22 protein-coding genes and 1 tRNA gene are annotated in these 23,675 nt (G+C 63.6%); 9 read left to right on the top strand and 14 right to left on the bottom strand.

The annotated features are described in order from the left end of the window. Positions 1 to 10: 10 nt before the first annotated feature. The 3 genes from ACX93L_RS02065 to ACX93L_RS02055 form a co-directional block, all read right to left on the bottom strand. Positions 11 to 1,582: a GMC family oxidoreductase gene (locus ACX93L_RS02065; protein ID WP_459403294.1), complete on the bottom strand. Its 1,572-nt coding sequence runs from the start codon at positions 1,580 to 1,582 to the stop codon at positions 11 to 13. A gap of 104 nt (positions 1,583 to 1,686) precedes the next feature. After that, positions 1,687 to 2,187, bottom strand: a complete 501-nt coding sequence (locus ACX93L_RS02060; RefSeq protein WP_459404126.1) for a gluconate 2-dehydrogenase subunit 3 family protein — start codon at positions 2,185 to 2,187, stop codon at positions 1,687 to 1,689. Positions 2,188 to 2,354: 167 nt separating this feature from the next. After that, positions 2,355 to 2,750, bottom strand: coding sequence for a VOC family protein (locus ACX93L_RS02055; RefSeq protein ID WP_459403293.1), 396 nt, complete (start codon positions 2,748 to 2,750; stop codon positions 2,355 to 2,357). A 217-nt stretch (positions 2,751 to 2,967) separates the two neighbouring features. Between ACX93L_RS02055 and ACX93L_RS02050 the strand changes: the two genes are divergently transcribed. Further along, positions 2,968 to 3,276 carry a ribbon-helix-helix domain-containing protein gene (locus ACX93L_RS02050; protein WP_169586431.1) on the top strand — a complete coding sequence of 103 codons (309 nt, stop codon included), beginning with the start codon at positions 2,968 to 2,970 and terminating at the stop codon, positions 3,274 to 3,276. Between the two features lie 89 nt (positions 3,277 to 3,365). On the opposite strand, the gene ACX93L_RS02045 is transcribed toward ACX93L_RS02050, so the two are convergent. Then, positions 3,366 to 4,697 (bottom strand): dicarboxylate/amino acid:cation symporter, encoded by a 1,332-nt coding sequence (locus tag ACX93L_RS02045; RefSeq protein ID WP_459403292.1) that lies wholly within the window; start codon positions 4,695 to 4,697, stop codon positions 3,366 to 3,368. Between the two features lie 243 nt (positions 4,698 to 4,940). On the opposite strand from ACX93L_RS02045, the gene ACX93L_RS02040 reads away from it, so the two are divergent. Both ACX93L_RS02040 and ACX93L_RS02035 read left to right on the top strand, forming a co-directional pair. Next, positions 4,941 to 6,809: a sensor histidine kinase gene (locus ACX93L_RS02040; protein ID WP_459403291.1), complete on the top strand. Its 1,869-nt coding sequence runs from the start codon at positions 4,941 to 4,943 to the stop codon at positions 6,807 to 6,809. Further along, complete coding sequence (locus ACX93L_RS02035) at positions 6,806 to 8,170, top strand: sigma-54-dependent transcriptional regulator (RefSeq protein WP_459403290.1); 1,365 nt, start codon at positions 6,806 to 6,808, stop codon at positions 8,168 to 8,170. The genes ACX93L_RS02040 and ACX93L_RS02035 overlap by 4 nt, the downstream gene beginning before the upstream one ends. Before the next feature lie 19 nt (positions 8,171 to 8,189). On the opposite strand, the gene ACX93L_RS02030 is transcribed toward ACX93L_RS02035, so the two are convergent. Next, complete coding sequence (locus ACX93L_RS02030) at positions 8,190 to 8,963, bottom strand: HpcH/HpaI aldolase family protein (RefSeq protein ID WP_459403289.1); 774 nt, start codon at positions 8,961 to 8,963, stop codon at positions 8,190 to 8,192. A 200-nt stretch (positions 8,964 to 9,163) separates the two neighbouring features. On the opposite strand from ACX93L_RS02030, the gene ACX93L_RS02025 reads away from it, so the two are divergent. Beyond that, positions 9,164 to 9,898, top strand: a complete 735-nt coding sequence (locus ACX93L_RS02025) for a spermidine synthase (protein WP_459403288.1) — start codon at positions 9,164 to 9,166, stop codon at positions 9,896 to 9,898. A 2-nt stretch (positions 9,899 to 9,900) separates the two neighbouring features. Here ACX93L_RS02025 and dgcA read toward each other — a convergent pair whose 3' ends face one another. Then, entirely contained in the window at positions 9,901 to 10,890 is a 990-nt protein-coding gene (dgcA, locus tag ACX93L_RS02020) for an N-acetyl-D-Glu racemase DgcA (RefSeq protein WP_459403287.1), read from the bottom strand. Positions 10,891 to 11,105: 215 nt separating this feature from the next. Here dgcA and mnmA point away from each other — a divergent pair, with 215 nt between their 5' ends. The 3 genes from mnmA to ACX93L_RS02005 all read left to right on the top strand — a co-directional run bounded on the left by mnmA (position 11,106) and on the right by ACX93L_RS02005 (position 13,265). Further along, positions 11,106 to 12,302, top strand: coding sequence for a tRNA 2-thiouridine(34) synthase MnmA (gene mnmA, locus ACX93L_RS02015; protein ID WP_459403286.1), 1,197 nt, complete (start codon positions 11,106 to 11,108; stop codon positions 12,300 to 12,302). Between the two features lie 136 nt (positions 12,303 to 12,438). Beyond that, positions 12,439 to 12,515 (top strand) — tRNA-Met (locus ACX93L_RS02010). Positions 12,516 to 12,680: 165 nt separating this feature from the next. Continuing rightward, a complete protein-coding gene (locus ACX93L_RS02005) occupies positions 12,681 to 13,265 on the top strand; it encodes a transglycosylase SLT domain-containing protein (protein ID WP_459403285.1) in 585 nt (194 codons plus the stop codon). Positions 13,266 to 13,371: 106 nt separating this feature from the next. Here the strand turns inward: ACX93L_RS02005 and ACX93L_RS02000 are convergent, their stop codons facing one another. The 5 genes from ACX93L_RS02000 to ACX93L_RS01980 form a co-directional block, all read right to left on the bottom strand. After that, positions 13,372 to 14,370 carry a Tim44 domain-containing protein gene (locus tag ACX93L_RS02000; RefSeq protein ID WP_459403284.1) on the bottom strand — a complete coding sequence of 333 codons (999 nt, stop codon included), beginning with the start codon at positions 14,368 to 14,370 and terminating at the stop codon, positions 13,372 to 13,374. Positions 14,371 to 14,496: 126 nt separating this feature from the next. Then, positions 14,497 to 14,610, bottom strand: a complete 114-nt coding sequence (locus ACX93L_RS01995; RefSeq protein ID WP_459403283.1) for a DUF2474 family protein — start codon at positions 14,608 to 14,610, stop codon at positions 14,497 to 14,499. Then, the gene (cydB, locus tag ACX93L_RS01990) at positions 14,610 to 15,614 is read right to left on the bottom strand and encodes a cytochrome d ubiquinol oxidase subunit II (protein ID WP_459403282.1); all 1,005 of its coding nucleotides are present in this window, start codon (positions 15,612 to 15,614) and stop codon (positions 14,610 to 14,612) included. The genes ACX93L_RS01995 and cydB overlap by 1 nt, the downstream gene beginning before the upstream one ends. Beyond that, the gene (locus ACX93L_RS01985; RefSeq protein WP_459403281.1) at positions 15,604 to 17,013 is read right to left on the bottom strand and encodes a cytochrome ubiquinol oxidase subunit I; all 1,410 of its coding nucleotides are present in this window, start codon (positions 17,011 to 17,013) and stop codon (positions 15,604 to 15,606) included. Before ACX93L_RS01985 ends, cydB begins: the two co-directional genes overlap by 11 nt. Before the next feature lie 324 nt (positions 17,014 to 17,337). Then, the gene (locus ACX93L_RS01980) at positions 17,338 to 18,234 is read right to left on the bottom strand and encodes a LysR family transcriptional regulator (protein WP_459403280.1); all 897 of its coding nucleotides are present in this window, start codon (positions 18,232 to 18,234) and stop codon (positions 17,338 to 17,340) included. A 141-nt stretch (positions 18,235 to 18,375) separates the two neighbouring features. On the opposite strand from ACX93L_RS01980, the gene ACX93L_RS01975 reads away from it, so the two are divergent. Then, a complete protein-coding gene (locus ACX93L_RS01975; protein WP_459403279.1) occupies positions 18,376 to 19,002 on the top strand; it encodes an NADPH-dependent F420 reductase in 627 nt (208 codons plus the stop codon). Positions 19,003 to 19,041: 39 nt separating this feature from the next. Next, a complete protein-coding gene (locus tag ACX93L_RS01970; protein ID WP_459403278.1) occupies positions 19,042 to 19,608 on the top strand; it encodes an ester cyclase in 567 nt (188 codons plus the stop codon). Positions 19,609 to 19,709: 101 nt separating this feature from the next. Here ACX93L_RS01970 and serA read toward each other — a convergent pair whose 3' ends face one another. From serA to ACX93L_RS01955, 3 genes are all read right to left on the bottom strand, one after another. Continuing rightward, positions 19,710 to 21,305 carry a phosphoglycerate dehydrogenase gene (gene serA / locus ACX93L_RS01965; RefSeq protein WP_459403277.1) on the bottom strand — a complete coding sequence of 532 codons (1,596 nt, stop codon included), beginning with the start codon at positions 21,303 to 21,305 and terminating at the stop codon, positions 19,710 to 19,712. Positions 21,306 to 21,393: 88 nt separating this feature from the next. Continuing rightward, the gene (locus tag ACX93L_RS01960; RefSeq protein WP_459403276.1) at positions 21,394 to 22,572 is read right to left on the bottom strand and encodes a phosphoserine transaminase; all 1,179 of its coding nucleotides are present in this window, start codon (positions 22,570 to 22,572) and stop codon (positions 21,394 to 21,396) included. A 212-nt stretch (positions 22,573 to 22,784) separates the two neighbouring features. Beyond that, positions 22,785 to 23,615 (bottom strand): outer membrane protein, encoded by an 831-nt coding sequence (locus ACX93L_RS01955; RefSeq protein ID WP_459403275.1) that lies wholly within the window; start codon positions 23,613 to 23,615, stop codon positions 22,785 to 22,787. Between the last annotated feature and the right edge of the window lie 60 nt (positions 23,616 to 23,675).

The following is a 23,675-nucleotide window of genomic DNA, read 5'->3' as shown; positions in this document are numbered from 1 at the left end:
GGGAGGTTCTTCAGATCGAGCCGGCGCCCATCTGCTCGGCGATGTAGTCCGCCTGGCGGATTGCCAGCGTGACGATCGTCAGCGTCGGGTTCTCCGCAGCACCCGTGGTGAACTGGCTGCCGTCCGACACGAACAGGTTCTTGATGTCGTGCGTCTGGCCATGCTTGTTGACCACGCCGTCCTGCGCCTTCTCGCTCATCCGGTTGGTGCCGAGGTTGTGGGTCGACGGATAGGGCGGCGTCGGGAAGGCGCGGGTCGCCCCGACGGCCTCGTAGAGCGCCACGCCCTGCTTGTATGCGTGATTGCGCATCGCCTCGTCGTTCGGATGATCGGTGAACCAGACGTCCGGGATCGGCATCCCGTATTTGTCCTTCAGCTCGCCATGCAGCTTCACCGCGTTCTGCTCCTGCGGCATGTCTTCGCCGACGATCCACAGTCCTGCCATGTTGGCATACTGGTCCATGGCCGAGGCAAACGACCGGCCCCAGCCACCCGGATCGAGGAAGGCCGCCATGAACGGCACACCGAGCGCCAGCGTTTCGAGTTCATAGCCGCCAACGAAGCCCCGCGACGGATCATGCTTGGCCTCGTCGCGGATGATGCCAGCCATGGTCGTGCCGCGGTAGAAGTGCACCGGCTTTTCGAACACCGCATAGACCGAGCCTGTGGTGTGGCGCATGTAGTTCTTGCCGACCTGGCCGGAAGAATTGGCAAGACCATCCGGGAACATCGACGAATGCGAGTTGAGAAGCAGGCGCGGGCTTTCGATCGAATTGCCGGCGACGCAGACGATGCGCGCCTTCTGGCTCTTCAGATTGCCGTCCTTGTCTGCATAGACGACGGCGTTCACCTTGCCCGACGTGTCGTGCTCGATCTTCACCACATGCGAGTTCGGCCGAACCTCCAGCTTGCCGGTCGCCTCGCCCTTCGGGATTTCGGTGTAGAGCGTCGACCACTTGGCGCCCCATTTGCAGCCCTGGAAACAGAAGCCGGTCTGCTGACAGCCGATGCGCCCGTCGCGCTCCTTCGAATTGATCGCCATGTTGCCGGTGTGGCATTCCTTGTAGCCGAGCTTGTCGGCACCGGCCTTGAGGATCTTGAAGTTGTTGTTGCCCGGCAGGCCCTCGATCCCGTTGGTACGGGTGACGCCCATTTTGTCCTCGGCCTTGGCATAATAGGGCTCGAGATCGGCAAGGGTGATCGGCCAGTCGAGCAGGTTCGCCCCTTCGACCTTGCCGTAGTTCGTCAACGTCTTGAATTCGTGCTCCTGGAAGCGAAGCGATGCGCCGGCCCAGTGGGTGGTCGTGCCACCGACGGCCTTGACGATCCAGGCAGGCAGATTGGGGAAGTCCTTCGACACGCGCCAGCCACCGCCGGTCGTGCGGTTGTCGAGCCAGGCGAGCTGGGAAAAGCTTTCCCATTCGTCGTTGATGAATTCTTCGTGCTCGATCCGGTTGCCGGCCTCGAGAATGACGACGTCGATACCCTTCTGCGCAAGTTCGTTGCCGAGCGTTCCGCCGCCCGCACCCGAACCGATGATGACGACCACGCTGTCGTCGTTGAGATCATAAGGCGCTGCCATGATTTCCTCCCAGGAATTTCAAATCGGCAATTTGGAGAATGCGCCGCCGTTCCCATCCGCGATGGGCCTCCTCGAGCGGCGATGCTGATGTCTTGCGCGTGGCCTCAGAGCCACTCGAGATCGTCGAAACCGCGCTCGATATAGCCGCCCTTCGAGAAGGACTCGCCCTCGTAACCGAAGATCGGCCAGAGCTCCTTCTGGTTATAGAGGCTGACCACGAGATCGCCGCGGACGGCCTGAAAGAAAGGGCTGCTCTCGATCTCGCGCAGGATCGCGACGCGGTCGTCTTCCCAGCCCAGGCCACGATAGCCGCCAGCTCCAGCACGCTTGTCGAGATCGGCGATGCCGTCTTCGACCAGTTTTTTGTGCGCTTCGTCCTTGCCTGCCCGGTCGTCCTGCCCCTTGACGGCGATGGCATAGAAGCGGTCAGCAAGCTGGTCGTGCGGATAGATGTCACGGGCGAGCTTGATGAGCGTCGCCATGGTCTCCGGCTTCAGCGCCTTGGCCTCGACCGCCCAGGCGGCCTCGGGACAGATGACCGCCGAGCCGCTGATCACCAGCAGCGCACCGACACCGCCGCGCTTCAACAGCTCTCGGCGGGACATCCCATTCGTCTTTTCGTAAAGTGTGACCACGTCAGTCTCCTCCCAGGATGGTGTGGCATGGATGACGGCCCCGTTCCTCCCGGGCCGTTTTGGGCGGCGCGACGATCGCGCCATCCCCGTCTTGTCGGCATCGGCCGCCGGGTCCTCCAACCCGTCGGCCGTAGCCCTTACTTGAAGCGCCCGTGGCGCTGCAGAACCTCGATCTTGTAACCGTCGGGATCCGTGATGAAGAAGAAGCGGGCAAGAAGCGCGCCGTCGCGATTGAACTCGACGATCTTGCCCGGGTTGAGGCCGGCATCGGTCAACCGCTTGTGCTCGCTGTCGAGATCGGAGACGGTGACCGCAAGGTGCCCGTAACCGGTGCCGAGGTCATAGGCTTCCTCGCGCCCCTTGTTCACCGTGAGTTCGAGCTCGAACTCGCATTCGGCATTGCTGAGGTAGATCAGCGTGAAGGTTTCGAAGTCGAGCCGTTCCGCCACATTCAGCCCGAAGGCCATTTCATAGAAATCGACGGAGCGGGCTTCTTCCATCACCCGGATCATCGAATGGATCATCTTCGCCAAGGGGTACTCCTCTGACAGGCAAATCATCGAATGATCCGAGTTTCCTATGACGCCGGCAAATCGGGTAGCAGCGGGCTACCGCATCCCTGTTTTTGGCGGGTTTATTTGGCGATTCTTTCTCGACGGGAGAAGATGTCACGGCAATTTGCGAAATTGACCGAGGTCACGTCGCACAGCATAATGCCGGACAAAACAAGAATTGCCGGAGGAGCATGCCATGTGTGAAGTCTTCGCAGGACAGGACCCAGCCCGCTACCGTGCCGTCAACCGCTCGGTGAGGATCGGCGGCCATTCCACCAGCATCCAGATCGAGGCGGCCTTCTGGGTGCTGATCGACGAGATCGCCGCAAGCCAGTCCTTGTCGACCTCCCGCTTCCTGTCGACGCTCTACGACGAAGCGCTTGAGATCAACGGCGCCGTTTCCAACTTCGCCTCGCTCCTGCGCACCAGCTGTCTGATCTATCTGATGGGCAAGGCGCAGCATCCCGAGGCCCACCACGAATTCCACATCATGGCGGCCGAATGACGCCGCAAAAATAGAGCGCGGCCCGGATTTATCTCGGGCCGCGCTTCCGTTTCGGTCACCGTCTTGGGGCGGCGCCGAATGTGTCGGGTTTATTCCGCCGGCTGAAGCGCGGCCGTCTTGGCCTCTTCCTCGTAGACGAGACCGCCAAGCGCGGCATGCAGCAGATGCTCGTCCAGTTCCCCTTCCCAACGGGCGACGACGACAGTCGCGACCGCATTGCCGATGAAGTTGGTCAGAGCACGGCATTCCGACATGAAGCGGTCGATACCGAGGATAAGGGCCATGCCCGCGACCGGCACGGAAGGAACCACGGAAAGCGTGGCCGCAAGCGTGATGAAGCCTGCCCCCGTGATGCCGGCGGCCCCCTTGGAACTCAGCATCGCGACGGCGAGCAGCAGGATCTGGTCGCCGAGGGACAGATGGATGTCCGTCGCCTGGGCGATGAACAGCGCCGCAAGCGTCATGTAGATGTTGGTGCCGTCAAGGTTGAAGGAATAGCCGGTCGGAATGACGAGCCCGACGACGGAACGCTTGCAGCCGGCCTTTTCCATCTTGCTCATCAGGCCTGGAAGCGCGGCTTCCGAAGAAGACGTGCCGAGGACCAGCAGCAGTTCTTCCTTGATGTAGCGGATGAGCGCGATGATCGAGAAGCCGTTGTAGCGGGCAACCGCACCCAGCACGACCAGTACGAAGAGGAAGGCGGTCAGGTAGAAGGTGCCGATCAACATCGCGAGGTTTGCGACCGAGGCGATGCCGTACTTGCCGATGGTAAACGCCATCGCGCCGAAGGCGCCGATCGGGGCAGCTTTCATCAGGATCGCGACCAGCTTGAAGATCGGGTTGATGACAGCGTGCAGGAAATCGGTGACGGGCTGGCCGCGTTCGCCGACGAGCGCCAGCGAAATGCCGAATAGCACCGAGAAGAACAGCACCTGGAGAATGTCTCCGTCCGCGAAAGCACCGACGATGGTGGTCGGGATGATGTTCATCAGGAAGCCGACGATCGTGGCGTCATGCGCCTTCTCGGTGTAGGTCGCGACCGCCTTCGCATCGAGCGAGGCCGGATCGATATGCATGCCGGCGCCGGGCTGGATGACATTGGCGACGATCAGGCCGACGACCAGCGCCAGCGTCGAGAAAGTCAGGAAATAGAGCATGGCCTTGCCGGCGACCCGGCCGACCTTCTTCATGTCGCTCATGCCGGCAATGCCGGTCGACACTGTGAGGAAGATGACCGGCGCAATGATCATCTTGACGAGCTTGATGAAGGCGTCTCCGAGTGGCTTCAGCTGGGTGCCGAGGTCCGGATAGAAGTGACCGAGCAGGATGCCGGCGAAGATCGCGGCGAGAACCTGAACGTAGAGATGCTTGTAGAAAGGCTGATGGGCGCGCGTCATGTCGCCCGCGGATGCGATCTGCATGATGTCCTCCGTTTCGAGCCCTGTCGGAACATGTTCCGCCTCCCGGGCTCCGTCGTGTGAGCAAGTCCAACGGAAATCCGTTATCCAGAACACTGAGCAATCGCTGTGCCAGACCGGCAGAATCCGATCAATGCATTGATATTTAACGGATAACTTTGAAGGCGCACCGAACAATGCGCGCACTTGTGCGGTTATTCGCACATTCGTCTTTCAATTCAGTGCGAAATCACAGACAATATGCCGATGTTTGAAAAGAGCTCGTCCCGGAGAGAAGTGCAGCAGCGATCGCCGGCCGGCACCGTGCGGCGTGCCTGGATCGTCTTCGCTCTCGTCGCCGGCGCATTGCTGGCGGGCGGCCTCTATCTGTCGGGCGAGATCTTCCGCGAACGCGCGTTTTCCACGCTCAGAGAAGACGCCTTGAACGACGCAGGCCTCAAGGGCGCGTTGTTGCGGGCTGTGCTCGAACGCCCCCGCGCGCTTCCCCTCGTGCTGGCCGACGATGCCGAGCTGCGCAGCGCCCTGTTCGAGGGAAGTGAAGGGGCGATCGCCCGCCTCAACCGCAAGCTTGAGCATCTGGTCGAGGTGACGAGGGTTGCGGTCATCTATGTCATCCGACCGGACGGCATCGCGATGTCGGCCAGCAACTGGAACCAGTCGGACAGTTTTGTCGGGCGCGACTACGGCTTCCGCGAATACTTCCAGCGCGCGGTCGCGGAGGGCGGTGCCGAACATTACGCGCTGGGCACCGTCAGCAAGCGACCCGGCCTCTACATCTCCCGTCGCGTCGAGGGAGCAGACGGAAAACTGCTCGGCGTCGTCGTGGTCAAGGTCGAATTCGACGGCCTGGAACAGGATTGGGGCCGTTCGGGCAAACCCACCTTCGTCACGGATCGTCATGGCATCGTGCTGGTAACCAGCCGTCCGGAATGGCGTTTCCTGGCGATCCACACGCTCGACGACGCGGGACGCGGGCGCATTCGCGAAAGCCTGCAATTCGGCGAGGCCCCGCTCGAACCGGTACCGACCAAGGCAGGCGATCTCGCGCGCGACGGAACGCTCGTTTCACTCGTCCCGACCGGCGGCAAGAGCCCCGCCGACTTCCTCTCCACCGTCGCGCCGGTGGCCGACACGCCGTGGCAACTCCACCTGCTGACCCCCGCCGAGGCAACCTTGAACGCAGCCGCCTGGCAGGGGCGGTTGCAGGCGCTTGCAGGGCTCGTCCCGCTCGTGGGGGCCGCCGCCTTACTCCTCTATCGCTGGCAACGCGTCGTCCGACGCCAGGCATCCGAACGCGCCGCACGTGACCAGCTGGAGCGCAAGGTCACCGAGCGCACCGAGGAGTTGAGCCGCGCCCGCGACCGCCTGCAGACGGAGATCGCCGAGCACCACACGACGGAGGCGCGCCTGCAGACGGTCCAGCAGGAGCTCGTCCAGGCAAACCGGCTGGCGATCCTCGGCCAGGTCGCGGCCGGCGTCGCCCACGAGATCAACCAGCCGGTCGCGACTATCCGCGCCTATGCCGACAATGCCGCGACCTTCCTCTCTCGGGGCCAGAGCGCGCCGGCCGCGGAAAACCTGTCCTTCATCGCCGGCCTCACCGAACGGATCGGCACCATCACCGACGAGCTTCGGACTTTCGCCCGCAAGGGCCGCGCGGCCGCGGAACCGGTCGAGCTGGCGACCGTCGTCGAGGGGGCTCTGCTCCTGCTGCGCAGCCGCTTTTCCGGCCGCCTCGACATGCTGCACGTGGCCCCCATCCCGCGCGACGTGAAGGTCATGGGCAACCGCATTCGCCTGGAACAGGTGCTTATCAACCTCCTGCAGAATGCGCTCGAAGCCATGGCCGGGAAAGAAGACGGCCGCATCGACGTGCGATGGAGCGAAACAACGGACGACCGGACGGTCGTCAGCGTCTCCGATAACGGGCCGGGCATCGCTCCGGATATCCTGAAAAACCTGTTCACCCCCTTCAACACCTCGAAGGAAGGCGGCCTCGGGCTCGGCCTCGTGATCTCCAAGGACATCGTCGACGATTACGGCGGCACCCTCTCGGTCGAGAGCAACCCCAGCGGCACCACCTTCACCGTCACCCTGAAGAAGGCCGAGCGATGACCGCAGCAACGACCACCGAAATCTTCCTCGTCGACGACGACACCGACCTGCGCCGCGCCACGCGCCAGACGCTCGAGCTTGCCGGCTTCAGGGTTCGAGACTTCGCCGATGCGCGCTCCGCCCTTGGGGCTCTTGCGGCCGATGCCGATGCCGTCATCGTCAGCGACATCCGCATGGCCGGCATGGATGGGCTCGAACTCTTCGCAAGGGTGAAGGCGATCGACGCGGACCTGCCGGTCATCCTGATCACCGGCCATGGCGACATCGCCATGGCGGTCAAGGCGATGCATGACGGCGCCTACGACTTCATCGCCAAACCGTTCCCCGCCGACCGGCTTTCGCAGAGCGTCGCCCGCGCCGCGGAAAAGCGGCGCCTCGTCATCGACAACCGCAGACTGCGGCAGGCGATGGAGGAAAGCCAGGACGATCTTCCGCTGATCGGCCAGACGCCGGCGATGGAACGCCTGCGGCACATGCTGAGACAGATTGCCGATACCGATGTCGACGTGCTCGTTGCGGGCGAGACCGGCAGCGGCAAGGAGGTCGTGGCGACGCTGCTCCACCACTGGGGCAGGCGGCGGTCCGGAAATTTCGTCGCGCTGAACTGCGGCGCGCTACCGGAGACCGTCATCGAAAGCGAGCTCTTCGGGCACGAGGCGGGGGCCTTCACCGGCGCCCAGAAGAAGCGGATCGGCCGGATCGAGCATTCGAGCGGCGGAACGCTCTTCCTGGACGAGATCGAGAGCATGCCGCCAGCCACCCAGGTAAAGATGCTGCGGGTGCTGGAGATGCGGGAGGTGAGCCCGCTCGGAACCAACGAGGTGCGTCCGGTCGACCTGCGTGTCGTCGCCGCCGCAAAGCTCGACCTCGGCAACCCGGCCGAGCGGGGCGACTTCCGCGAGGACCTCTACTATCGCCTCAACGTCGTGACGCTGTCGATCCCGCCGCTGCGCGAACGGCGCGCCGACATTCCCCTGCTCTTCTCGCATTTCCTCGCCCGCGCCGCCGAACGTTTCAAGCGCGAGGCACCCGTCGTGACGAACGAGACCCACCGGCACCTGGCCACCCATGACTGGCCGGGAAATGTGCGTGAACTCGCCCACTACGCCGAACGCGTCGCGCTTGGGCTTTCGGACCCTCAGCCGGCCGGCTCGCCGGCTGCAACCCGCTCGCCTGCCGACCAACGAACACTGCCCGAACGCATGGAGAGCCACGAGGCGGACCTCATCCGCGAGGCGCTGCGGGAGACCGGCGGCGACGTCCGGCGGACGATCGAGGCGCTCGGCATTCCCCGCAAGACCTTCTACGACAAGCTGCAGCGGCACGGCATCAGCCGCGCCGACTACGAGAACGGCGAATAGGGGGAGCGCTCGGGGCGCCTCAGAGCGCCTTCGATTCGGCGAGCAGGTTGGCCGCCCCCTTCGCCAGCAGGCCGACGTCGCTGCCGACCGCGATGAAGCAGGCGCCGGCATCGCGGGCCAGCCGGATCATGGCGGGATCGGTGGTCATGATGCCGGCCGGTTTCCCGAGCGCGACGATCTTGCGGATGAGGCCATCGACCGCCGCCATGACGTCGGGATGGCCAGAATTGCCGGTATGGCCCATGTCGGCGGCAAGATCGGCCGGGCCGATCAGCACGCCGTCGACCCCTTCCGTCGTGACGATCGCCTCGGCATTGGCGATCCCGAGCTGGCTTTCGATCTGTACGATCAGGCAGATCTGCTCGTCGGCCGTCGCGACATAGTCGCCGATGCGGCCGAAATCGGAAGCGCGTCCGAGCCCCGCCCCCATGCCGCGAATGCCGAAGGGGGGATAGCGGCAGGCGCGCGAAAGGCGAAGCGCTTCCTCGCCGGTTTCCACCATCGGGATCAGCAGGGATTGCGCGCCGATGTCGAGCGCCTGCTTGATCATCCACGTCTCGCCGGCCGGAAGCCGGACCATCGGATGGGCTGGATGGCGGGAAACGGCCGCAAGCTGGGCGGCCAGAAGCGGAATGTCGTTCGGGCCATGCTCCGCATCGATCAGGATCCAGTCGAAGCCCGACCCCGCCGAAACCTCCGCGGCATGCGGGCTCGCAAAGGCGACCCAGAGACCGAAAAGGGTGCGATCACCCGTCTGGATGGCCTGCTTGAAGCTGTTGATCGGTGCGGGCATGGAAAAAACTCTCTCTTTGAAATTTGACTGGGCGCCTTCGGCCGCCGTAGTTGTCTGACAACACTAACGACAGATATATGAGCGCGGCAAGACCGGAAGGCGCGTTGTCCGGCAGAACATGTCGCCGCCGTCGGAAGATTGAACTCGCCGTCTTCGTCGTGATACGAGGGCGCTTCATTCACGACCTCCGGAAGATCGCCATGCTCCCCTGGATTCAGCTTGATGCCGCCAGCATTCCCGGTGGGGGCGGCGAACTGCGCCTAAAGCAGCGCGGCACCGAGTTTTCCATCATGCTCGGCACCAACGAGCTGATGAACAGCCGCCTCAGCGGCTCCGAGGAGGCGCTTGCGACCCTCGCCTGGGAACGCATCAAGGAGCGGCAGCGGCCGCATGTGCTGATCGGCGGCCTCGGCATGGGCTTCACCTTGCGCGCCGCACTCTCCGTCCTTCCGGCCGACGCCAGGATCACGGTGGCCGAGCTTGTGCCGGCGGTGGTCGCCTGGGCGCGCGGTCCGATGGCCGAAGTCTTCAGGGGCTCGCTCGACGATCCGCGCGTCACAGTGCATGTGGGCGATGTCGCCACGCTGATCGAACGCTCGCGCGCCACTTTCGACGCCATCCTGCTCGACGTCGACAACGGCCCGGAAGGGCTGACGCGCGAATCCAATGACGGGCTCTACGATTATGCCGGCCTGCGCGCCGCAAAAGCCGCGCTACGCCCGAAAGGCGTCCTCGCCGTCTGGTCCCAAGGACCCGACCAGGGCTTCACGCGCAGGCTGTCGACGATTGGCTTTGACGTCAAGGAAGAGCATATCCGCGCGGGCCGCAAACGCGGCGCGCGGCATGTGATCTGGCTGGCAACCAATGGTCCGGCCGCGGCGAAGGCAGCCTCACAGCCGAAAGAGAACACGCGGCCGCAGAAACCGCGCGGCTGAACTCATCCCCAAAGTGCCGGTTCCGACACGTGCATGATCGATCCGTCATAGCGGATCGGCGGTTGGCGATCGGCGGCAAGCAGCAGCGGCCCGTCGAGATCGGCAAAGCTCGCCCCTTGCGCCACCAGAAAAGCCGGTGCCATCGCAAGCGAAGTGCCGAGCATGCAGCCGACCATGATGTCGAAACCGGCGGCCACCGCCGCGTCGCGCATCAGCAGGGCCTCGGTGAGCCCGCCGGTCTTGTCGAGCTTGATGTTGATCGCGTCATACTTGCCGGCAAGCTTGCCCAGAGACGCCCGGTCGTGACAGCTCTCGTCGGCGCAGATCGGCAGGACGCGTTCGATCCGGCTCAGGGCATCGTCCTGGCCAGCCGGCAGTGGCTGTTCCACCAGCGCGACGCCGAGCCGGACGAGCGTCGGCGCGAGCGCCTGATACTGCTCGACGGTCCATCCCTCGTTGGCATCGACGATGATGCGGGCATTCGGCGCACCGGACCGCACTGCCTCGATGCGGCCGAGGTCGTCATCGGTCCCGAGCTTGACCTTGAGAAGCGGCCGATGCGCATTCTTCGCCGCTGCCTCCCGCATGTTCTCCGGGGTGTCCAGCGAAAGCGTGAACGCGGTCTCTATGGACCGGGGCGCGGCAAGGCCGGCGATCTCCCAGACCGGCTTTCCGGCGCGTTTGGCCTCGAGATCCCAGAAGGCGCAGTCGAGCGCATTGCGCGCCGCGCCACCGGGCAGCCTTGTCTGAAGCGCCAGCCGGTCGAGACCGTTTTCAAGATCCTTCGCGGTTCCGAGAATGGTGTCGATCACCCCGCCGACGGTTTCGCCGTAGCGCGCATAGGGCACGCACTCGCCCCGCCCCTCATGCGCGCCGTCCGAAAGTGTCACCGTCACCACCCGGATCTCGGTGCGCGACCCGCGCGAGATCGTAAACGTGCCGGCGACCGTAAAGACATCCTCGACAGCCGTGAGCTTCAGACCATTCGCCATCTTGCGTGCGCCTCCTTCATACCCGCCATGACAGCACCGCGAATCGGCGCCCCTTGCGTGGAACGGCAATCCTTTCTATATCCGTCAACAATAAGGTCGAGGCCTGACTGGTCGACGGACTGCAATTTGCCCAAATCCCATGCCGGCATGCCGTCAATGGTGGAACGGCGCTCCGTACCTCGCCTCGCAAACGCATCAGATTGACGGAAAAGCCCGTGAACACGCTGGATTTTGACAAGAAGCCGGAAGATACGCGCGTCGTCGTCGCCATGTCGGGCGGGGTCGACTCCTCGGTCGTCGCCGGCCTGCTGAAACGCGAAGGCTACGACGTCCTCGGCATCACGCTGCAGCTCTATGATCACGGCGCCGCCGTCCACCGCGCCGGTTCCTGCTGCGCCGGACAGGACATCGACGATGCCCGCCGCGTCTGCGAAACGCTCGGCATTCCGCATTACGTCCTCGACTACGAACAGCGTTTTCGCGACACCGTCATCAATCCCTTCATGGAAAGCTATTTCGCGGGCGAGACGCCGATCCCCTGCGTCGCCTGCAACCAGACGGTCAAGTTCGCCGATCTTCTGGCGACCGCCCGCGAGCTCGGCGCCGACGCGCTGGCGACCGGCCACTACATCCGCTCGAAGGCCGTCCCGCTGCCGGACGATCCGGGACACCGCGCCCTCTTCCGTCCGATCGACAGCGAACGCGACCAGAGCTACTTTCTCTTCGCCACCACGCAGGAGCAGATCGACTATCTGCGTTTCCCGCTCGGCGCCATGTCGAAGGCAGAGGTCCGCGTGCTGGCCGAAGACATGGGCCTCGTCGTCGCCCAGAAGGCCGACAGCCAGGACATCTGCTTCGTGCCGCAGGGCAAGTATGCCGACATCATCACCAAGCTCCGTCCGGATTCGGCGCTGGGCGGCGAGATCGTCCATCTCGACGGCCGCGTTCTCGGAACCCATGAGGGCATCCTTCATTACACGATCGGCCAGCGGAAAGGCTTGGGTGTCGCGACCGGCGAACCGCTTTACGTGGTCTATCTCGACGCCCGCTCGCGCCGCGTGATCGTCGGCCCGCGCGAGGCGCTGGAAACTCATCGCGTCTATCTGCGCGACATCAACTGGCTGGGTGACGCACCGCTTCAGGACATGGCCCGCGACGGCTTTGCCTGCTTCGCCAAGGTCCGCTCGACGCGCCCGCCGGCCCCGGCCATGCTGCGCGCCGACGAAAACGGTGTGTATGTCGATCTGGAAATCGGCGAAGCCGGAATCGCACCCGGCCAGGCCTGCGTGCTCTACTCCGCCCCCGGTGCGGACGCCCGCGTCTACGGCGGCGGTTTCATCGATCGCTCCGAGCGCGCGGCCGATGCGGAAAGCCAGCTGAAGGCCCTGCTCGCAAGCCCGGTTGCGGCCTGATCGGCGGCGATCGGCCAAGTCCACAGAAGCGCTTAGGTTTTTGCTGACCTCGCGCTTGACACTGGCAGGATCATCGCCTTATAAGCCGCCCATCGCTTCGGACGGCTCCGCTTTTCAGCAGGCCTTCGCGATGTGTGGCGGGGTAGCTCAGGTGGTTAGAGCGTGGGATTCATAACCCCAAGGTCGGCGGTTCAAGTCCGCCTCCCGCTACCAACTCTCTCTCTCAAGACAAGATGATGAAACGATCCGAGAGGCATTTGCCGCTGTGGCAGTTCCTCCTGATCACAGACACTCGCCCCTGCCTGCACCCATAAAGGTCCGGCAACTTTTCATTAAATTTTAAGGAATAGACTGGGCGCTCCAAGCGAGGTCTTTGTCATGCGTACCGCCCTTGTCTCCACCCTCAGCGTCATGCTGTTGCTGACCGCTTGCGCCAAGCCGCCGAGCCAGACGAAGAACGCCTGCGCGATCTTCGAACAGCGCGACGGCCTGTTCAACAACTGGCGGCGCGCAGCCGAGAAGACCGAGCGGGAATACGGCGTTCCGGTGCCGATCCTGATGGCGACGATCTACACGGAATCCGGCTTCCGCCACGACGCCAAGCCTCCGCGGACCAAGCTGCTCGGCTTCATCCCCTGGAAGCGCAAGTCCACCGCCTACGGCTATTCGCAGGCGCTCGACGGCACCTGGGACCGCTACCAGCGCGAGACCGGCCGCTATACCGCCCGCCGCACCGACTTTGCCGATGCGATGCAGTTCATCGGCTGGTATCATCGCCAGACGGCGGAAAAGAACGGCATCCCGCTTAACGAGCCCTACCAGCTCTATCTCGCCTATCACTCCGGCCATGCCGGCTATACCCGTGGCAGCTGGCGGAACAATCGGGAAGCGCTGCAGGGCGCCAAGCGCTTCACGGACATAACCTATACCTATGCCCGCCAGTTGAAGGACTGCCCGAACTGACGGCCTGCGGGCATTCGTCCTAATACGCGTATCCTCGAATCGAAGAAGGCAGAACGCGAGCGTTCTGCCTTCTTCGTTTCTGTCGAAATGACTGTGGCTCTTGCCCTTATTCGGGCGATCCGACCGCCTGGATCGCCGAAATCTGCCAATCCGTTCCCGGCCGGCGGACGAAGGTCCAGACTTCGGTGGATTCCGACAGGTTCTCCGAATCGCCGCTGACGATCGCGCCGGTCGTACGGTCGCGCAGATAGTCGATGCTCTCGTAGCGCATCGCCACCGTCGCGTAGTCGACATTGCCCTCGCGCCAGGCTTCCGCGACATCGCCCTGCACCAGATGGACGTCACGCACCTCGTTCTTGACGCCCTTGGTGGCGTTTTCGCTCAGTTCCTCGGCGAGATAGGACATCGCCTCCGGTGTGGTGATCCGGCGAAGGGCCGAATAGTCCTCGGCCGCATAGGCCGCCTGCATGTCCTTCAGGAGTCCTTCGAAACGGTCGAGATCGACCTGGCCGACGCCGATTTCATCGCCAGCCTTCATGGCCGACGGCTTCGCAGCCGATGGTGATGCGCCGCCGAGCGGAAAGCCGCTTCCCATGCGCGGAATTTCGAAGCCCGGACCGGCGCCTGCATTGTTGCGGGCCGACGGGCCGGCGCCCGCGCCGGACATCGCCGTCTGGCGATTTCCGAACATGCGCATGGCGAAACGAACCAGAACCACGACCAGCACGATCTGCAGGAGCATTCCGAGGAAGCCGAAACCGCCGCCGAAGCCGGACCCCATCAGCATGCCGAACAGGCCGCCCATCAGAAGACCGCCCATCAGACCGCCGGCAAGCCCGCCGAACAGGCCGCCCGGCCGGTTGAAGCCGGTATTGGTCTGGGTCGTGCCCGGCTGCTGCGTGCCGTTCGTCCGCGGCGTCATGCTGCGCTCGATCGGGGCTGCCGGCGCGGGGGCGGTCCGGGTGGTGGAGGGCGTCGAGAAGGTGCGCGTGCCACGGCTGCCGAAGCCGCCGCTCGCCCGCCGGGCCTCGGCGAAATCCGCAACCGTCAGCATGGTCGCCAGACCGATTGCCAGAATTCCAAGAAACTTGCCGTAGCGCCGCATTTCATCTCCTCACTGCGTGACTGCCGTCGGACGAAACGTCCGTTGCGTCTTCATATGGCGACGGCTCGCGAAGTTTTGAAGTCACGAGTGCCGGTTTTGCGATCACAATCGCGCCATCCGTCGCGCTCACGCGCCGAGCGACAGCTTGATGACCATCGCGACCGCACCGACCGAAAGAACACCAAGAAGCCACAGGCCGGCGAACCAGCCGAGTCGCTTGGCAAGTTTCTCCTCAGCCATCAGTGATACCCCTCCTCCGGATCGACCTTGCCGCGGAACACCCAGTAGGCATAGGCCGTGTAGCAGAGAATGATCGGCACCAGCACGACCGCACCGACCAGCAGGAAGGCGAGGCTTTCCGGCGGCGCCGCGGCATCCCAGATCGTCAGCGAACCCGGCACGATATAGGGATAGAAGCTGATGCCGATGCCCGCATAGCCGAGCACGAACAGCCCGAGCGAGGCGACGAAGGGCAGAACGTCTCGTCCCGATCGCAGGCCGTTGAGAATGACGAGCAGGCAGACGAGCACCAGGAGAGGCACGACGAACGAGAAGATCGCCGTCGGATAGCCGAACCAGCGCTCGAGATAGAGCGGCTCGAGCCACGGCGTCCACAGGCTGAAGGCGCCCATCGCGGCAACCGTCGCGACCGCAGCCCCGCCGGCGATCCGCCGCGCCTTTTCGGCGAGCGGCCCTGTCGACTTCATCACCAGCCAGGTCGCACCGAGCAGGCCGTAGCCGATCAGCAGCGCAAAACCGGTGGCAATCGAAAACGGCGTCAGCCAGTCCCACCAGCCGCCGACATAGGCGCGGTCCTCGACCGGAACGCCCTGAACGAGAGCGCCAAGCGCGATGCCTTGCGAAAAGGCGGCAAGGATCGAGCCCCCGGCAAAGGCAAAGTTCCACAGGTGCTCTGCGCGCCGCGTCCGCCAGCGGTATTCGAAGGCAACGCCACGGAAGATCAGACCGAGCAGCATGGCGATCAGCGGCGCATAAAGGGCCGGCAGGATCGTCGCATAGGCGAGCGGAAAGACCGCCATCAGTCCTCCGCCGCCGAGCACCAGCCAGGTTTCGTTGCCGTCCCACACCGGCGCCACCGAGTTCATCATCTGGTCGCGGTCGTGCTTTTCGGGAAAGAACGGAAAGAGGATGCCGACACCGAGGTCGAAACCGTCGAGGATGACATAGGCAAGCACCGCAAAGGCGATGATGGCGGCCCAGATGAAAGCGAGATCAATGGCCATGCTTGCCTCCTTCGGCAGTCTGAACCACGGGCGTGATGCCGGATGCGCGGACGGGGCCATCGTCGAGATCGGGCATCGGATCGCGCGGCAGCCGCGCCATCAGCCTCAGGATGTAGAAGGTGCCCGCCCCGAAGACGAGGAAATAGACGATGATGAAGGCGATCAGCGAGGCCGCGACCGCTGGCGCAGCGATCGGCGAGATCGAATCCGCCGTCAGGAGATGGCCATAGATCGTGTAGGGCTGGCGTCCGACCTCGGTGGTGATCCACCCGGCAAGCACCGCGACGAAGCCCGACGGCGCCATCAGCACGGCCACCCGATGCAGGGCGGAACAGTCGCGCAGCCTGCCGCGGTAACGGCACCACAGGCTCCACAGTCCAACGCCGAGCATGGCGAAGCCGAGCCCCACCATGACACGGAACGACCAGAACACCACCGCGACCGGCGGCTCCTTGTCGTCGTCGATCGTGTCGAGCCCGGCAAGCGGGGCATCCAGGCTGTGCTTCAGGATCAGGCTGGAGAGCTTGGGTATCTCGATCGCATAGTCGACCCGCTTTTCGGCCTGGTTGGGCAGGCCGAAGAGGATCAGCGGCGCGCCGTCCTGATGGCTGTCGAAATGGCCTTCCATGGCCATGACCTTGGCCGGCTGGTGTTCCAGCGTGTTGAGGCCATGGGCGTCGCCGGCCATAATTTGGATCGGCGCGACGATCGCCGCCATCCACATCGCCATGGAGAACATCACCCCGGCCCGGCGCGGCGCCGTCCTGCGCAGGAGGTGCCATGCCCCCACCCCGCCGACAACGAAGGCGGTCGTCAGATAGGCGGCGATGACCATGTGCACGAGGCGATAGGGGAAGGACGGATTGAAGACGATCGCCCACCAGTCGACGGGCACGAACTGCCCAACCGCGTTGACCGCGAAGCCCGCGGGCGTCTGCATCCACGAATTGACCGCGAGGATCCAGGTGGCGGAGATCAGCGTGCCGAGTGCCACCATGCAGGTGGCGAGGTAATGGAGGCCGGGGCCGACCCGCTTCAAGCCGAACAGCATGACGCCGAGAAAGCCGGCTTCCAGAAAGAAGGCCGTCAGCACCTCGTAGCCCATCAGCGGTCCGATCACCGGACCCGCCTTGTCGGAAAAGACGCTCCAATTGGTGCCGAACTGATAGGACATCACGATGCCCGAGACGACACCCATGCCAAAGGCGACGGCGAAGATCGTCTTCCAGAAGTTGAAGAGCTCCAGATAGACCTTGTCCTTCTTCCAGAGCCAGAGGCCCTCGAGCACCGCGAGGTAGCTGGCAAGCCCGATCGAGAAGGCCGGAAAGATGATGTGGAAAGAAACCGTGAACGCGAACTGGATGCGCGCCAGCAACTGAGCATCGAAGGTTTCGAACATGTCGCTTGCTTTCTGAAATTGCCAATCTGGAACTGACACAAGACAAATAGGCTTCGTGGTCCTGTCGGCAATGCGACAAGCCGCCCCTGCGTCAAGTTGGCAAGCGTCAAGTTCCTGGCAGGTCGCGCGCATGGGCCATTGACGAGGATAGGCGCTTCGCCGACGCGCTCACGAACGCATCGTTCAATCCACATGTTTCCGTCCGATCTTGATGCGATATCTGTGGCTGATCGGCCGGAAGCCCGACGTCGCACGGGCCGACCACCTGATCACCACGTTTTTTGACGGCCGCGGTGCAAGGCTCCCTTCGCGGCCCTGAAGCGCTCAGATCTCCGCCTTGCCGATTTCCGTCGCCAGGAAGTCGATGAACACCCGCACCTTGGCCGAGAGAAAACGCCGGCTGAGATAGACGGCGTAGAGGTTGAAAGAGCCGAGCGTCCAGTCCGGCAGGATCTGCTGGAGCCTGCCGGCGGCAATGTCCTCGGCGACGATGAAGGCCGGCTGAACGATGATCCCGCCGTTCGAAAGCGCCAGAAGCCGAAGCAGGTCACCATTGTTGGCATGCACGCAGGGCTGCATCCTCACGACCTCCTCCTGGCCCGCCCCATTCTTGAAGGCCCAGTTGTCGCCTGACGACAGGTACGAATAGCTGAGCGCCGAATGGCCGGCGAGATCGCCCGGCCGTTGCGGGACCCCATGCGTCCGGAAATAGCCCGGAGAAGCGCAGACCAGCATGCGCACCGGTGCGATCCGCCGGGCGATCAGATTGGGGCTCGGCTCCTGGGCAATGCGGATCGCCACGTCGATCCCATCATGGGCGAGATCCACCACCCGGTCGGTGAGATCGACATCGAGCCGCAGATCAGGATGGCGCCGCCGGAACTCCGGCAGGACCGCGCCCAGCGCGCGAACCCCGAAGGACAATGGCGCACTGATGCGCAGCAGCCCCGACGGATTGACGGCATGCTCGCCCGCGATCGCCTCCGCCTCCTCGATGTCGGCGAGGATCTGCCCCGACCGCTCGTGAAAGGCCAGCCCCGCCTCGGTCAGCGAGGTTCGCCGCGTGGTGCGGTTAAGCAGTCGGGCGCCGAGATGCTCCTCCAGCGCCGCGATCTGGCGGGAAACTGCAGCCGTCGACGTGTCGAGCCGCTCCGCCGCTGCAACGAAGCTTCCGCCATCGACCAGCGCGTTGAACACCTGCATGGCCCTGACGATGTCCATACATCACCCGATTATTACGAGAAACGCAACAATCTCTTTCATTTTGGGCCATTTCTCAAGTCGAAATAGCGAAATACGTATCAATCCAACGCTGATGCCGAAGCGGCCGGCGAGATCGAAACCACCAACGAGGACAAGATCATGAAAGTATCCATCATCGGCACCGGCAACATGGGTTCCGGCTTCGCAAACCAGCTGGTCAAGGCCGGCCATTCTGTCACCGTCAGCGGCCGCGATGCCGCCAAGGCCGCGGCACTCGCCGACGCAAGCGGCGCCGGCATCGGCAATGCCGCCAGCGCGGCTACCGCCGACGTCATCATCCTTGCAACCGGTTTCGACACCGCCGTTGACGCCCTGAAGTCGCTCGGCGACCTCTCCGGCAAGATCGTCGTCGACGTCACCAACCCGCTGACCGCAGACTACATGGGCCTGACCATCGGTCACTCGACCTCGGCCGCCGAACAGATCGCCGCCGCCGTTCCCGGCGTCACGCTGGTCAAGGGCTTCAACACCATCTTCGCACAGCTACTGGCCGCCGGCCCCCGCCTCGGCGACAACCAGGTCCCGGTGTTCCTCGCTTCGGACGATGCTGCCGCCAAGCAGGTCATCGGCGAGCTTGCCCGTTCGATCGGCTTTGCCGTCGTCGACGCCGGCCCGCTGAAGAATGCCCGTTACCTCGAGCCGCTCGCCGGCCTCAACATCTACATCGGCTACGGCGCCGGCCTCGGCACCGCGATTGCCCCGGCCTGGCTCCCGCTTTCCGCCTGATCACGCCCCCCATAACCCAAACTCCAAGGAGACATTGAAATGAGAAACCTGATCGCCATCGCCCTTGCCGGCGCCGCCCTTTTCGCCGGCGTCGCTTCCGTCCAGGCCGAGGATGCCGCCAAGGCCGTCCCCGTCCTGATGGAAGAGCTCGCAAAGTACCAGCAGAACGAAGCCAGGATCGCAAAGAACCTCGAAACCTTCGACACCCTCGACTTCGACGTCTACACGCACCAGAAGTGGGACCGCCTGGGCGAGAGCCATGCCAAGGACATCCTGGTGCACTATCCCGACGGCTCGACCACCACGGGCCTGCACGACCACATCGAAGCCCTAAAGCCGATGTTCGTCTTCGCGCCCGACACCCGCATCGAGCAGCATCCGGTCAAGTTCGGCTCCGGCGAATGGACGGGCGTCATCGGCTACCTCGAAGGCACCTTCACCAAGCCCATGCCGATCGGCAACGGCAAGTTCATCGAGCCGACCGGCAAGCCCTTCAAGCTCGGCATGTCGACGCTCGGCCACTGGACAAAGAACGGCGTCATGGATGAGGAATATCTCTTCTGGGACAACCAAAGCTTCATGAAGCAGATCGGTCTGGCCAACTGATCGACCGCGGCCCGTCCGCCTGATGAGGCCACATGTAAAAGACCCGGCGAAGATGGCTTCGCCGGGTCTTTTCGGTCTTTTCTCGGGAGGAGAGTGCTTGCTTAGTCGACGGCGAAGACCAGCGGCTTCGCCTGGCGGATCGCCGAATGGGCGATCAGCTTGTCGAGCACTTCCTGCTTGATCGGCTCATCGACATAAAGAAGCGCAATCGCGTCGCCGCCCTGCTTGTCGCGACCGAGCTGGAAGTTCGCGATGTTGACGCCGCCCTCGCCCAGCGTGGTGCCCATGAAGCCGATCATGCCCGGAACGTCGGTGTTCGAGATGTAGATCATGTTCTGACCGACGTCGGCATCCATGTTGATGCCCTTGATCTGGATGAAGCGCGGCTTGCCGTCGGAGAAGACGGTACCGGCGATCGAACGCGTCTGGTTCTCCGTCGTGACAGTAAGCTTGATGTAGCCGTCATAGACGCCGGTCTTGTCGCGCTTGACTTCCGAAAGCACGATCCCCTTTTCCTTGATCATCACGGGTGCCGAAACCATGTTGACGTCGGACACCTGCGGGCGGATCAGGCCGGCGAGCAGCGCCGAGGTCAGCGCCTTGGTGTTCATCGTCGCGGTCTGGCCGTCATAGAGGATCTCGATTTCCTTGATCGCGCTTTCCGTGACCTGGCCCACAAAGGCGCCGAGCACGTCGGCAAGCTTGATGAACGGCTTCAGGATCGGCGCTTCTTCCGCCGTGATCGACGGCATGTTGATGGCGTTCGATACGGCACCCTTGATGAGGTAGTCCGACATCTGCTCGGCAACCTGCAGCGCAACGTTTTCCTGGGCTTCCGTGGTGGACGCGCCGAGGTGCGGGGTGCAGACGACGTTCGGCAGGCCGAAGAGCGGGCTTTCGGTCGCAGGCTCGACTTCGAACACGTCGAATCCGGCGCCGGCGACATGACCGGACTTGATCGCATCGGCAAGGGCTGCCTCGTCGACGAGGCCACCGCGGGCGCAGTTGATGATGCGCACGCCCGGCTTGGTCTTGGCGAGCGCTTCCCTGCTGAGGATGCCGCGGGTCTTGTCGGTCATCGGCACGTGAAGCGTGATGAAGTCGGCCTTGGCGAGCAGTTCATCGAGTTCCACCTTGGTGACACCCATCTCCTCGGCACGTTCCTTCGACAGGAACGGGTCGTAGGCGAGGACATGCATCTTGAGGCCGAGTGCGCGGGAGCAGACGATCGAGCCGATATTGCCGGCGCCGATGACGCCCAGCGTCTTGCCGGTGATCTCGACACCCATGAACTTCGACTTCTCCCACTTGCCGGCCTGGGTCGAGGCGTCGGCGGCAGGGATCTGGCGGGCAACGGCGAACATCAGCGCGATGGCATGCTCCGCGGTGGTGATGGAATTGCCGAACGGCGTGTTCATCACGATGATACCGCGCTTGGAAGCGGCGGGAATGTCGACATTGTCGACGCCGATACCGGCGCGGCCGATGACCTTGAGATTGGTCGCGGCGGCGATCAGCTTTTCGGTCGCCTTGGTGGCCGAGCGGATGGCGAGACCATCATAGTTGCCGATGATCTCGGCGAGCTTTTCCTTGTCCTTGCCGAGCTTCGGCTGGAAATCGACTTCGACGCCGCGATCGCGAAAAATCTGGACGGCGGTTTCCGACAGTTCGTCGGATACGAGAACGCGAGGTGCCATGACGAGGCCTCCTTCAAAGAGTTCGTTTCGATGAAAATGATGGGAATGCTGGGGCTCCGCCGAAAGCCGACGGAGCCGGAATTCGCTGTCAGGCCGCGGCCTTGGCGAGAGACGCCTTCTGCTTCTCGAACGCGTAGGTCAGCCACGGCATCAGGGCTTCCATGTCGGCCGTCTCGATCGTGGCACCGGCCCAGATTCGCAGGCCCGACGGGGCATCGCGATAGGCGCCGATATCGAAGGCGATGCCTTCCTTGTCGAGTGCGGAGACCATGCCCTTTGCGAAGGCGGCCTGCGCATCCGCATCGAGGGCAAGCACCACCGGATCGACGATCGTCAGGCAGACCGACGTGTTCGAACGGGTCGCCTCGACCTTGGCCAGGTTGGCGATCCAGTCGTTCTTCGCGACGAAGTCGAAGATCACCTTGGCATTGGCATCCGCCCGAGCCATCAGGCCGGTAAGGCCGCCGATCGACTTGGCCCAGAGCAGCGCGTCGATATAGTCCTCGACGCAGAGCATCGACGGCGTGTTGATCGTTTCGCCGGTGAAGATACCTTCGATAAGCTTGCCGCCCTTGGTCATGCGGAAAATCTTTGGCAGCGGCCAGGCCGGAACATAGCTCTCCAGGCGCTCGACGGCGCGCGGCGATAGGATCAGCATGCCATGGCCGCCCTCGCCGCCCAGCACCTTCTGCCAGGAGAAGGTGGCGACGTCGAGCTTGGAGAAGTCCATGTCCTGGGCGAAGGCGGCGCTGGTGGCGTCGCAGATCGTCAGACCCTTGCGGTCCGCCGGGATGAAGTCGGCGTTGGGAACGCGGACGCCCGAGGTGGTGCCGTTCCAGGTGAAGACGACGTCACGGTCGAAATCGACCTGCGCCAGGTCCGGAAGTTCGCCGTAAGGCGCTTCGAACTTGCGGACGTCCTTGAGCTTGAGCTGCTTGACGACATCGGTGACCCAGCCGGCGCCGAAGCTTTCCCAGGCGAGCATGTCGATGCCGCGTTCGCCGAGCAGCGACCACATGGCCATTTCAACGGCGCCCGTGTCGGAGGCCGGAACGATGCCGATGCGGTAATCCGCCGGAACATTCAGAATTTCGCGGGTGAGGTCGATGGCCTGCTTGAGCTTGGCCTTGCCAACCTTGGCGCGGTGCGAGCGACCGAGCGGGGCATCGGCAAGAGCGTCGAGCGACCAACCGGGGCGCTTCGAGCAGGGGCCAGAAGAAAAGTGAGCATTCGCCGGACGCGCGGCGGGGGCGACGATATCAGCCATATAGATACCCTTCCAGGTAATTAGCCTCTCGTTGGGGAGAGGTGTCCCGCCGCTGGAACTACGCCTGTCCAAATCCGCCGTCAAGAGAAATCAAATGTCGCTGGCAGAAAATTTTTTGACGCGCACGGAATTCCACGCACGCCGCGAAATACACCCATAACGCGAAAAGCCGCCCGTTGATTGGGCGGCTTCCATTGCGATCCGGAACTGTATTATTTGTAGACGAGCGGCTGCGGCGGAGGCTCGTAAGCGGCGACCGGCTGGGCGCAACCGCCGAACAGGTAGCGAGCACCGACATGGGCTTCATGGCTGTAGAAGCCCTTGTCATAGCCCGGGCCGCCATTCGAATTGTAGCCGAACATGTCGCCGCCGAGCGTGTGGCGGAAGCGATAGCCGACGTCGGCCTTGACGTTGCAAGTCACGTCGATCGACGCACCAGCCATCAACTGATACGCGAAACGCCAGCTGCCTTCGCCGCCGTGTTCGACTTCGCCGTCGCAACCGCCGCCATCGTCCTGGCAGGCCGTGTTGCGCAGGTTGTCCCACTTCACATAGGAGCCGCCGATACCGGCGCCGACATAAGGGGTGACCATGCCGTAGCTGCCGATATCAACATAGGCGTTGGCCATCAGAGTATAGGCGCGCATTGCGGCCACGTCGGTTGACGTGCAGGCCTCGAGCGGGGAGCCGCACTGCCCGACCGTCGAACCGTCAAAGTCCGACTTGAACATGTAGTCAAAGGTCAGGTCGGTGCGCAGGTAGTTGTTGACCTGGTAACCGACACCGGCGCCGAGCGTGAAGCTGTTCTTCAGTTCGGCCTCTTCGAAGTCCACGAGATTCCCATTCGAACCCTGGAAATATTCGGCGCCGCGCAGTTTGTTGAAGGAATAGCCAGCATCGCCGCGCAGGTACCAGCCGGAGGCTTCTGCAACTTCGACTTCGGGCGCTTCGATCGGTGCGGGCTCGGGCTGGTACATGTCTGCAGAATGGGCTGCTGTGCCGGCGAGCAGGACGGCAGCCACGGCGATAAGGCTCGTCTTCATGGCAAGATACTCCAAAAATCCATCGTTGATGCACGGGCCGGACGCGGCCGATGTTCCTAT

This window comes from Rhizobium sp. CAU 1783, assembly GCF_054551725.1.
Note: the sequence above shows the minus strand (reverse complement) of the source record. Positions and strands in the feature narration are given on the sequence as shown.